Annotated in this window: 8 protein-coding genes; 2 read left to right on the plus strand and 6 right to left on the minus strand. The window is 66.7% G+C overall.

Translation table 11 applies throughout. The features are described 5' to 3' along the window. The coding region (locus VGN72_10905) for a transposase (GenBank protein HEV7299865.1) at positions 1–124 on the plus strand (124 nt) is incomplete at its 5' end. A gap of 670 nt (positions 125–794) precedes the next feature. Here VGN72_10905 and VGN72_10910 read toward each other — a convergent pair. From VGN72_10910 to VGN72_10925, 4 genes are all read right to left on the minus strand, one after another. After that, positions 795–1148: a cyclophilin-like fold protein gene (locus VGN72_10910; GenBank protein ID HEV7299866.1), complete on the minus strand. Its 354-nt coding sequence runs from the start codon at positions 1146–1148 to the stop codon at positions 795–797. A gap of 156 nt (positions 1149–1304) precedes the next feature. Continuing rightward, complete coding sequence (locus tag VGN72_10915) at positions 1305–2387, minus strand: alpha/beta hydrolase (protein HEV7299867.1); 1083 nt, start codon at positions 2385–2387, stop codon at positions 1305–1307. Between the two features lie 34 nt (positions 2388–2421). Continuing rightward, complete coding sequence (locus tag VGN72_10920; protein HEV7299868.1) at positions 2422–3666, minus strand: MFS transporter; 1245 nt, start codon at positions 3664–3666, stop codon at positions 2422–2424. A gap of 27 nt (positions 3667–3693) precedes the next feature. Beyond that, positions 3694–4212 (minus strand): cupin domain-containing protein, encoded by a 519-nt coding sequence (locus tag VGN72_10925; protein ID HEV7299869.1) that lies wholly within the window; start codon positions 4210–4212, stop codon positions 3694–3696. Positions 4213–4337: 125 nt separating this feature from the next. Between VGN72_10925 and VGN72_10930 the strand changes: the two genes are divergently transcribed. Next, positions 4338–5258 (plus strand): AraC family transcriptional regulator, encoded by a 921-nt coding sequence (locus VGN72_10930; GenBank protein HEV7299870.1) that lies wholly within the window; start codon positions 4338–4340, stop codon positions 5256–5258. A 204-nt stretch (positions 5259–5462) separates the two neighbouring features. Here VGN72_10930 and VGN72_10935 read toward each other — a convergent pair whose 3' ends face one another. Both VGN72_10935 and VGN72_10940 read right to left on the minus strand, forming a co-directional pair. Next, entirely contained in the window at positions 5463–5816 is a 354-nt protein-coding gene (locus VGN72_10935; protein HEV7299871.1) for a hypothetical protein, read from the minus strand. A gap of 354 nt (positions 5817–6170) precedes the next feature. Beyond that, the gene (locus tag VGN72_10940) at positions 6171–11072 is read right to left on the minus strand and encodes an ELWxxDGT repeat protein (GenBank protein ID HEV7299872.1); all 4902 of its coding nucleotides are present in this window, start codon (positions 11070–11072) and stop codon (positions 6171–6173) included. Between the last annotated feature and the right edge of the window lie 1063 nt (positions 11073–12135).

Below are 12135 nucleotides of genomic sequence, written 5' to 3' on the forward strand. Positions count from 1 at the left end.
CGTCATCGAGCGATTCTTCTGCCGCATCCGCCGCTGCCGGCGCGTGGCCACGCGGTACGAGAAGAAGGCCGCCAACTTCGCCGGCTTCGTCTACCTCGCAGCCTTCATCACCGCGGAGGAATGAATGTCCGTACCACCTAGTCCTCCCGATCTGGTTGATTGCGGTCGCGTCGTCTGTCCTGCCGGTGGTTTGGACAGCGCGTGCGTTGCGACGCGGATCGCGTCGCCGTGCCGGCCACTGCCACACCTGCGGCTACGACCTGCGCGCCACCACCGCCCGCTGCCCCGAGTGCGGCACGGTCCCGTTCGACGAGTAGCTCACCCGACCATCGCTTTAGGAAGGGGGTCACTTTTGGGGTGCCGATTCCGACACGGTTGTTAACTGGCGACCGGAAATAGAGACGAGAGTCCGAGAGTTGTCGGGAGCTAAAGGCCGGGAGGGTGGAACGCGACCCGAGATCGCCGCCCCCTCGCTCCCTCTCTCTCTATCCCGGCCTAACCTAAAACAGCGTAAAACCAGCCCGAAAACGAGCGGCCCCCGCTAACCCGGTTAACAGGGCTCGCCGTATACTTTTAGCACTCTTTGTCGAACAAGGAGTTATGAATATTCCCGTGCCTGACCCTCTTCGAACTTACTCTGGGGCTAAAAGTGGATTTCTAGGCGATAAGTGTGAATAAGGTCGCATTCGGGAAGGTCGTAGTTCCCGCTGGGTGCCTGCCGACGCTGGTCCTCGCTTTAGGCAACCCTCGCATGAGCGATGCATGAGCACTCACCCACTAGATGATCTCTGTCGTTATTTGGCCTCGAACGTGACCTTGACGCTTCCGCCCCCGATGGCCCCAGCAAGTCGCGTCGGATCGTCGAGCTTGCCCAGCCGCGTGTAGCTGTATGAACTGCGGAAGGTCTCGTAAAAGAGCACGAGCGTGTCGTCGCCCCAGAGTAGCAGATCGCCTTCACGAATGGTGCCGGGCTTGAACAGGTCGGTCGGAAGCCGCTTTGGCAGGTGCGCGTGCTTCTCGTTGGCGTTCAGATCGGGCATGTCGAGCGTCAGCGGCAGCATCTGCCGGAACTTTGCCGTCGCCGGGTTGTCCTCAAGCGTGGCGGCGAACGTCCGCTGACCGATCTTCACGTTCAGCTTCAGACTCATGGCTTCCTCTCCGGGCTGCGTCTGCCCACCCGCCTGCGTGGCTGGAATGGGCCGAGGGACTCGCTCGCCAGCGTCACAAGAGCACAGAACGCTCAGCGTGACCATGGTGACCACAGTGATTAGTCGGTCGAACCTCACGTTGCACCTCCTGCGCGGTTACTTCAGGCTCTGCGTGAAGAACGCCGCTAGTTTATCGAACGGAATCAGGTTCACGCGGTCGTAGAGATCGACGTGGCCTGCGTTCGGGACGATCAGCAGCTCCTTCGGCTGGGCGGCTCGCTGATAGGCGTCCTCACTGAACTCACGCGAGTGGGCCTGATCGCCGGTGATGAACAGCATCGGGCGCGGCGAGACCTCCGCGATCCGCTCGAACGGGTAGAAGTTCATGAACGCGACGTTGCTGCTCAGCGTCGGGTGCGTCGTCAGCAGCGGCGTCGTGCTTGCGGGCGTGAACTCGCCGCGCGGCGTCCGGTAGAAGTCGAAGAACTCCCGCTCGATGGGGTGCGACTTCTCGTTGATCTCGTGGACGGTCCCGCTCGTGTACTTGGCCGCGCCGCCGTCGGACTCGACCCAGCGTTGCGCCGCCGCCTCTTCGAGCGTCTTCTTCCGCTGCTCGGCAGTGCCCGACTTCTTCAAGCCATTTCGGTTCGCCGCGCCCATGTCGTACATGCTGACCGTCGCGATGGCCCTCATGCGGGGGTCGATTTGGGCGGCGGCAACGGAGAAGCTCCCGCTGCCGCAGATGCCGAGCACGCCGATGCGGTCCCGACTGACGACCGGCTGCTTACCGAGGAAGTCCAGCGCTGCGCTGAAGTCCTCCACGTAGATGTCAGGCGCGACCGTGTGGCGTGGCTGGCCGTCGCTCTCGCCCCAGAAGGACAGGTCGAACGACAGCGTGACGAACCCGCGCTCCGCCAACTTTTGGGCGTAGAGGTTTGAACTCTGCTCCTTTGTCGCGCCCATTGGGTGGCCAACGATGATGGCGGCGGACTTGGCGTTAGTGTCGAGGTTCTTCGGCACGAACAGGTTTCCGACGACGTTCATGCTTAGCTTATTCCTGAACGTGACCTTCTGCACAGTCACCGAGTCGCTCTTGTAGAAGTTGTCTGCGCCATTGGTCATGTCTTGGGCCTTGGGGGTGGAATTCGTCATGTCGGCAGCGACAGGTGCGGGCACCGTCGCGAAAAGCGCTGCGCTCGCAGCGAACGCGGTCACGATAGAGTGTTTGGCAACGTTCATACTGATCAACCTTTCTCTACTTGAGTTCGAGTCTTTAACGGAACGAGGGCACGGCGGCGGCGACCGCCTCATCCGATTGCGATTCGTTGGAGTCACGTCGGAGGCGTGCGCCTGTGCCGACGAGGACCGAGGCGGCGACGAGCAGGACCGCGCCGCCAACGAAAGTCGCGGTGATCGATGCGTGGTCGAGGAGTAAGCCGCCGAGGCCCGCGCCGAGCATGATCGCCAACTGGATCGCAGCGACCATCAGCCCACCGCCGCTCTCTGGCTCGTCGGCGATTTCGCGGCTCAGCCATGTGGACCAGCAGACGGGCACTGCCGAGTTGAGCGTGCCCCAGACGAACAAGGTCAGGCCCACTGCCCACAGCGAGTGCTGCACGCCGAGCAGGCCGAACGTCACGAGGGCCAGCGCCAGCGGCAGCCCGGCGAGCAGCAGGTACAGCTGCCGCGCTACGAACCTCGTCGCCCCAGCGGTGCCGACGAACCCCGCCACGCCGAGGCACAGCAGCATGACGGAAAGCTGGGGCACGCTGGCCCCTGTGCGGGTTTCGAGGAACGGCCGGAAGTACGTGAACGCCGCGAACGCGCCGCCGAACGTGAGCATCTGCGCGACCATGCCAAAGGCGACGTTGGGGCGCTTCAAGAGGCCGAACAGCTTGCTCACCGGGTTGGCCGCTTGGGGGCGCATCGTGGGCAGGCTGATCCACTGCCACGCGAGGTTGGCCAGCGTGAGGGGCACCAGCGCCCAGAACACGCCGCGCCAGCCGATCACGCCACCGAGGTAGCTGCCGATGGGGGCGGCGAACGCGGTTGCCACCGCGTTGCCCATGTAGACGAAGCCTAGTGCCTTCGGCACGGAATGCTGCGGCACCAGACGCATAACCGTCGCCGTCGCCAGCGCCCAGAACCCGCCGACCACCACGCCTAGCGACGCGCGGGCGACCATCAGCATGGCAAAGTTCGGGGCCATCGCGATCAGCACCAGCGACAGCAGCATGAGGCCGGTCAGGCCGAGCAGGACGTACCTGCGGTCGAACCGAGCCGCGACGGTGGCGATCAACAGGCTGGTTACCACGGCGAACATGCCCGAGATCGAGATCGCCTGCCCGGCCATGCCGGTCGTCGCGTGCAGGTCTTGCGCGATCGGCGTCAACAGGCTCACCGGCATGAACTCGGCCGCGATCAACATCGCGACACACATCGCCATCGAGCCGACCGCGCTCCACGGGTTGTCCGTGGCTACCGCTTGCACTTCAGTTGGGTTCAACGTCAATGTCATTCTTCGCATCCGTTCTGGGTTGATGGGCTACTTGCCGTACTGATCGTCGGAGACCTTCTCCATCCACGTGACGGGCGAGCCGTCCTGCTTCTCCTGAATGGCGATGTGGGTCATCGCGGTCGTCGGCGATGCTCCATGCCAGTGACGCACGTTCGGCGGGAACCACACCACGTCGCCGGGGCGGATTTCCTCGATGGGTCCACCCTCCTGCTGAACTCGGCCGAGGCCGCTTGTAACGATCAGGGTCTGGCCCAGCGGATGGGTATGCCACGCGGTGCGTGCCCCCGGCTCAAACGTGACGATCGCGCCGTTGACGCGTGCGGGGTCGGTGCGGTCGAACGCGGAGTCGATCCGCACGGTACCGGTAAACCATTCGTCCGGTCCCTTGACTGAGGGCTTAGTTCCGACGCGTTGAATGTCCATCTTCTTCTCCGGTAGAGGTTGCTCGGCTGCGATCCCGACTGAGGCAACGGCCGTGACGGCCACGGCAGCCGAGGCCGAGATCAGGAAGTGACGCCGACTGAGGTTTGGGTCGCGATCAATCATGTTGCATAACGGTACGCAGACGCCGGGCCACGGCGGTATGACGAACGTCCGAGATGATTGGACAAACTTCCAAACTGGAGCAGATCGTGGCGGTCGGATCGATCGGCGACCCGTAAGATGGGGGTATGACGACGAGCCAACGCCAAGCCCGAAAGATGGACGCCGACCGTGAGGAACTGGTCGAGCGGATCGCACGAGTGCTACCGCGCAGCGGCGTGTCCCAGCCGCAGCCGGGCGTGCACCTCAGCCGCTTTGCCCACATCGACGATCCGACTCACACGGTCTTGGAACCCTGCTTCTGCGTGATCGCGCAGGGGGCCAAGACACTGACGCTGGGCGAGGACGTGTTCCGGTACGACCCAGCCCACTACGCGGTCACCACGCTCGGGCTGCCGATGGTCGCCGAGATCGTCGAGGCGTCGGAGCGACGGCCGTACCTCGGCCTGCGCCTGACGCTGGACCCCTCCGTGGTCGCGTCGGTGATCGTGGAATCGCAGGTCGCCCAGCCGCGCCGCGAGAGCGGCGTTCGTGCCCTCGACGTGAGTCCGCTCGACATGGACCTGCTCGACGCGACCGTGCGGCTCATGCGCTTGGTCGAACGGCCCGACGAGTTCCGCGCGGTCGCGCCGCTCGTGGTCCGCGAGATCATCTACCGCCTGTTGGCCGGCGCGCAGGGCAACCGCATGCGGCAGCTCGCCTCCTCGGGCGGGCAGGCCCACAGGATGGCACGCGCCATCGAGAAGTTGAGGGCGAACTACGACAAGCCGCTGCGGATCGAGTCGCTGGCGAAGGAACTGGGCATGAGCCTGTCGGGCTTCCACGCCCACTTCAAGTCGGTCACGGCCATGTCGCCCTTACAGTACCAAAAACAGATTCGGCTTCAGGAGGCTCGGCGGCTGATGGTCAGCGAAAACTCGGACGCCGCCGAGGCGGGCTTCCGCGTCGGCTACGAGGACGCATCGCAGTTCAACCGCGAGTACAAGCGCCACTTCGGCGAGCCGCCGATGCGGGATGTGGAACGGATAAGGGAGATCGCGATGACTTAGCGGACGATTGGCCCGGTTTGTTCCACGCGAGCGCACGGAGGTGGAAGACGAGCTGGCGAACCCTTGTAGTTATCGAGCGCATTCAGCGGCCAACTCACCCCTCGGCCGCACTTGACCGGGCGGCGATGCCGCTGCATCCGTGTCGTTCTTAGCCCGTCGCCATGCCACCAGCGCCCCCGCCCCCGCCGGCACGAGGAACCACCACTAGCTGCCGATCGTCGCGCCCCGCGGCGTCTTCAGCTCGTGGTCACCGCTGATCCGCGTCACGCCCCACCGCGTCTCATCCGTCGTCGCGTGCTCGAATGCTTTGACCCGCAGCTCACCCCAGCCCCGCTGCCCGACTGGCCAGGTGCGGACGGTCTTCGGCTTCGCGACGCGCTGCGTGATCAGACCAGGGCCGTCGTACATGAGCGCGAGGCTGCGCGCGTACGTCTTGTCGCCCTGCTCCAAGTGACCGTAAGCGAGACAAGCGTGTTGGCCGGGGTGTACGGGTACGCCGGCAGTACGAACCCGAAGGCCGTAGGCGTTTTGGGTGAGGGTGGCGCGGAGTTGACGCATCGGGTCTTTCAGACTGTGGCAATGCGCGGGCCGATGCAGACAGTACCAGACCAAACCGCGTGCGGGGCGTACAAAGGGCCCTTGGGCCGCTTGAGGGCCGAAACAACGCGTTCGCAGCAGCAAGCCCGAGCCGAATCGGCGCTCGAACGACACGCCGACCGCAAAGTGTCGTCGCAGAACCTGCAGGTTTCCAAATACTTTCCCGTGCAGCTGCCGGTGCGACGACGGCTACCTTGTGGGGCTGCGCCATCCTTGCACGCACCCATCGCCTCGGCGAAGCGTCGTGATCATGGTTGCCGGGCCGAAACCGACGGCCTAGCCGCCTTGCGCGTGACGATCAACCAAATCGGACGATCACCTGACGCGGATGGTAATTCGCGACACCAGCCCTACGACGCCATCCTTGTCGACGGCGTAGGCGCAGACGACGTACGTGCCGGCCGCTTTATAGGTGCGTGAGGCCGTGACCTGTGACGAACCGGAGAGAACTTGGTCGATCGAACCGTTGCCGTCCCAGTCAACGTGGTATTTGAAAGGCCCGGCCTGGTCGGCGGGCGAGGCGTCGGTCGCGCGGAAGGTGAAGCTGACTGCCTTATTGCGCTTCGGGGTGGTGGTACTCGGCGTGATCGTCACGGCCGGGGCGGCGCTGGCGACGTTGACCGAGAACGCGTACGTCGAGGCGCCGCCGTCCTTGTCGGTCACCCGGCCGCGAACGGTATAGGTCCCGTTGTCGCGGAACGCGAACGCGGCGCTGGCGCTGGTGGCGTTGGAGACGTCGCCTGCGTCGACGAAGTCGCCGTCGTTGTTGAAGTCGAAGCTGTAACGCAACGTGCCGAGGTCCGCGGCCGCGTCGTCAGCGTCGGTGAACGTGAAGGCCGCCGGCGACCCTTCGACGGCGGCGCCGCTTGCCGCGAACCTCGCGGTTGGCGCGCGGTTCGTTACCGCAATCGTCTTGCTATCGACGGCCGACGTCGCGCCGTCCGCGTCGGTCGCGGTGAACGAGACGACGTACGTGCCCTGGTCGTCGGGCCGGAACGCGAAGTTGCCGGCGGAGCCCATCGCGTAGGCGAACCCGTCCTTCTTGACCGACCAGGCGTACGTAAAGCCGGCGTCCCGATCGGCGAGGCTCGGGTCGCTGACGACCGACGTCAAGCCGATGACGCTCCCCTCAACGGCAGTCGCGGGCGCGTCGGCGATGACGGCCGTCGGCGCGACGTTGTCGACGCGCACCTGCGCGGTCAGCGCGCGGCGGCCGCCGTCGCGGTCGACGACGCGGGCGGCGACCGTGTACGTCCCGCTGTCGGTGAAGACGCGCGACGCGGTCGGCAACTTGCTGCCGATGACCTCGAACGAGCCGTCGTTGTCGAGGTCGAAATCGTACGTGAAGCCGGCCGCCCGGTCCGCGGCCGACACGTCGTCGACGCCGGTGACCATGACGGTCGCGGCGGCGCCGGCCTCGGTCGCGCCGCCGGTCTGCGACAGCGTGCCGGTCGGCGCGACGTTGTTCACGGACATCGGCAGGACGTAGGTCGTGTGCGCCCCGTCCTTGTCGGCAACGCGGGCGACCATGTTCAGCGTCCGCGGGCCATCGGCGTAGTAGGAGGCGGGCACGGTCACCTCGGGCGAGGTACCGTTGACGACGTCGTACGTGCCGTCGCCGTCGAAGTCGTAGCTGAACCTGAAGCCCGCGGCGACGTCAACGGGCGACGCGTCGGACAGGCCGCCCAAGCGGATGGTGACGCCGGTCGAACCTTCGTCGACGCTGCTCGTCCACGTGCGGACGTTGGCGACGGGCGCGACGTTGCGCACCTGCACGGCGAACGTCGGGTCGCCGAGGAGGCGCGTAATCCGGCCGGTGGCGGCGGTGAGGATGCGTCCGGACGGGGTGACGACGACATCCGTCGTCCAGTTGCCGCCACCGCTGCCGACCGACACGCGGCCGAACGCGGGGTCGATCTGGCCGTTGTCGAGCAGCCGCGCGATCGCGCTGCCACTGCTGCCGACGAGAATGCGGCCCGAGCGGTCTTGAGCGAGCGAGACGTACCAAGGTATCCCGACGTCGGTGCGGGTGCCGTTGGTGGCGAATGTCGGGTCGGGCGTGCCGGCGGCGCTGAGGCGGATGATCACGCCGTTTCCGTTGCGCGAGCCCGTCACCATCACGCGGCCGTCGGACAGCGACAGGACGCCGCGGACTTCGTCCCCGAGGAACCCGGCCTGGGGTAGGACGAACGCGCCGTTCGTGCCGAACGTGACGTCGGGCGTGCCGTTCGCGTTGTAGCGCGCGACGCCGAACCGTCGGTCGCCGGTGTTCTGCGCGTTGCCGACGTAGCCGCCAGCGACGATCTTGCCGTCCGGACCGACGGACAGGTCGTAGAGCATCGAGTCGCGCGTGCCAAGTGACGTGATGACGCGGCCGTCCGTGCCGAACGTGCTGTCGATCGTGCCGGTGGCGTTGAGCCGCGCGAGCGTGAACCGCCAGTTCCCGTTGACGAAGCTCTGGCCGGCGAGCAGGAGCTTCCCGTCCGGCAGCACCTCAACGCGCTCGGCGCGGTCGAGTTCGTACGTTGGCTGCGCGCCGGGCTGGACGTCGACGGTGACGACGCCGTCGACGCCAAAGGACGCGTCGCGCGAGCCGTCCGGGTTCAATCGGACGGCGACGTAATCGAACTCGGACGCGCCGTTGGCGGTGACGCTGACGTGGCCGGCGGCCACGATTTTGCCGTCGGGCTGGACGGCGACGTCGTTGTACTGGTTGCTGGGCGTCGTGGGCAGCACGACGACACCACCGTTGCCGAACGACGCGTCGATAGCGCCGGTCGGCGTGTAACGGTAGATGTTGCGGCCGACCGCCGTGATGACCTTGCCGTCGGCCTGGACCGCGACGCGCGTGCCGGCGGGCGTGACGTACCCGAACCCGTTCGCGAACGTCGGGTCGAGCGCGGAGGGCGATTGGCCCAGCACCGAGGCGGCCGTGGCGGCGTACGTGCCGTCCTCGTCGGTCGCGGTGACGGCGATCGCCCGTTGGGCCGGGCCGTCGGCGTAGACGTGCGAGGCCGACGACGCGTCACCCGCAATCGTCTCGACCACACCGTCGCCCCAGTCGATCGACCAACTGCTGATCGTGTCGCGGCCAGCGTCGCTGGCGGAGAGGTTCAGCGCGTATGCCGACCCTTCGTCGACCGAGCCCGCGCCGGTCACGCCGAGCGTCGGGGCGACGTTGGCAACGGTGACGTTGCGCGACCCGACGGCGTACGTGCCGTCCTCGTCGGTCGCGCCCACCAGCGCGACGTACGACCCGTTGTCGGCGTACAAGTGCGTCGCGGCCGGCGTGGCGCCGGTGAACGTGTCGACGGTCCCGTCGCCCCAGTCGACCGACCAACTTACCACCGTGTCTCGGCCGGGGTCCGTGACCGCAAGGTTGAGCGTGTACGTCAAACCTTCGACGGCCGGTGCCGGCGCCGTCGCGTTGAGCGTCGGCGCGACGTTGCGGATGTCGACGGCGGCCTCGACGACGTCGCTGGCCGCGCCCTCGTTGTCGAGCACCCGCAGCGCCACGCGCCGCGTCGCCGCGCCGTCGTCGGCCAGCCGGGACGGCGCGACGCCGGTCGCGTCGACGTTGAAGGTCACCCCGTCGTAGTCGAAGTCCCACTGGTACACCGCGACCCGGCCATCCGCGTCGGCCGAATCGACACCAGACACCGCCAGCGACGCGCCCTCGTCGACCGACGCCGGCGCGACGATCACGCCCGTCGGACGTTGGTTCGGCGGGGGCGGCGTTGGGGAGGCGATGTGGTACGGCTCAAAGCCGGTCAATCCGTCGGTGGCGCCGAAGATCAGGGCGTCGCCGAGCACGCCGACCGCGAACGGGCTGGAGCTCTTATCGCCGGGCCCGATGTTGGCCGCGCGGAACGTGCCGGCGGTGGTGCCGTCGGTCACGTACAGTTCCGTGCCGTTCGCCGGGTTGCTCGCGCGGAAGTAGAGCCGGCCATCACCCGTGACCGCGAGCGGGACCGGGTTGCTGCCGGCACCGCCGACGTTGATGTCGGCGAGCAGGCCCGTGCCTGCGGCGGTGCCGTCGGACCTGTAAAGTTCGGACCCGACGTAGTTCCCGGCGTCGTCGTTGACGAAAGCGCTGAAGACGATTTCGCCATTGGGGAGGACGCGGAGGTTGTTCGGCGCCGACCCGGCATTCCCCGGGCCAAGGTCGGCGACCAGGGTCGTGCCGTCGGCGGTGCCGTCGGTCCGCCACACTTCGTGCCCGTACTCCACCGTCGTCGCGACGAAGTAGAGGGTCGGACCGGCCACGGTCAGGTTCGTGATCGGCGCGCCCGCGGTGGCGAACGTGTTCAACGTCTTGACGACCGCGGTCCCCTCGGGCGTGCCGTCGCTCAGGAACAACTGCGGCTGAGCGCTCGACGTCGTCGCGACGAACGCGAGCTTTCCGTTGAAATCCGTGAGGGAGGCGGGCAACGAGCTGTTGGTGCCTGCCACGACGTCTTTCACGACGACGGTGCCCTCGGCCGTGCCGTCGCTCTTCCATAGCTCGATGCCGTTCGCCGCGTCGGACGCCGAGAAGAACAGCGTGTCACCGACCGCCGTCAGCCGCGAGACGCGTACGGGGGCGGTGGTCACCAACGTGGTGCCCTCCTCGGTCCCGTCGCTCTTCCACAGCCCGACGGGGTGGGTGCCGTCGGCGGCGGTGAAGTAGAGCGTGTCGCCGACGACGGCGAGGTTCGCCGGGTTCGAGCCGTTGTAGGACGCCGGCGAGGTGCCGGACGTGGAATTGATGTCCCGCACGCGGAACGTGCCTTCGGCGGTGCCGTCGCTGCGCCACAGTTCGCGGCCGGTCGTCGCGTCGGTGGCGGCGAAGTAGGCGACGCCGTTCATCACCACGAACCCGCCCGGGCTCGAGCTGAGGTTGCCGTTGGCGGACGTGCCGGTGTTGATGTCGGCCAGGAGCGCCGTTCCCTCCGGCGTGCCGTCCGTCCGCCAAAGTTCAGCGCCGGCGGCCCCGTTGAGCGATCCGTTGTTGGCGGAGAAGAGCAGTACGTCGCCCAGGCTCGCCGATGTCGCTGGCCCCCCCGTCGCGCCGTGTTGTTCGTTAAACATCGAACTGGACGTCCCCGGGAAGATGTCGCGCAACAGCGTGGCGCTACCGGCCGCCATCAACCGGCGTCCCTCCAAACCTTCAATGACGCACCGAGAAGCCGCGGCACTCAGCGCACGTCGGGCGTTGTCGCGTAAACGAACGGACATGGCAGTTCCCTTCAGAGGAGCATCATTTGAATCGGACGCAGGTCCGAAAAGCTTAACCCACGATCGAGGGTCACGCAAAAGCAACAGCATCTCAGACGCCAGCGCCCATTGCGAAGCTCCGCTCACCGGTGGATGCGCCGGGGGGGGGACGGGTGCGGCGTGATCGCTGGCCTGTCGTTGCTTCGTGGACGACGTCGGTAGCCGCCGGTTGCCGTTATCTAAGCACCACGATTGGTCCTGCCGGCGGCGACCGTTGCAGCAAGATCCCCGCATCCTTCTGCACCCGCCGGCACTTCTACGCGCTCGCATCAGGCTCCGATGGCACCGCCCCACGCTCCGGGCACCGCTCCGGCGTCGCGCGCAGGTCGTAGCCGCAGTTGGGACGGTGGCCGGAGGACGCACCCCCGTCACGCGCTTCAGCATCGCCCATCAGGGCCGGCCATCTCCCGGCGTTGCCGCAGCGCCCATAGTGACCGTCGTGCTGGTATCGACACGGGCGGCACGCGTGCCCCGACGCGCCGTGCCCCTGACGTCCGCCGCTCTCTCCGCGGGACGTCGCGTTGATGCCGCCAATCCGGCGAACGCTCGTCATCCAGGACGCGCTCCCTCTCGCCCCTCTCCCGGTACGCCGGGGGAGGCTGGGAGGGGGCCTCCGCCAATGCTAACGCCCTTCCCCGCCCCGCCGAATCAAAGCGCGCCCCGCTCAATCTCGACTTTCGATTCAGCTCGCCAGGTCGACGTGCACGCGTTTTATCGGAACGACAGGAACGTAGAATGTCTAGAGCGTGTTATGCACTTTCCAGCTCAGATGCTGGCTTGGGTGCCACGGTTTGGTACGCCAAGCCGTGCCGGTACACGCAGACACGGCTTGGAGTACCAAACCGTGGCACCCAGCGTCGTCACGCCTGCGTTACTGGCCCCCAAAGTGCATAACACGCTCTAGGTGTACAGTCCCAGCATGTGCTGGTTCGGATCTGAATGGAACTGGCTAGGGTCTTCAAGCCACTTCTTGCAGATGAACTCGTGGGGCGTGAGGCCATGCAGGGTTTTGAGTCGCTTAGCG

The organism is Tepidisphaeraceae bacterium, assembly GCA_035998445.1.
In the GTDB taxonomy this organism is placed as follows: Bacteria; Planctomycetota; Phycisphaerae; order Tepidisphaerales; family Tepidisphaeraceae; genus DASYHQ01.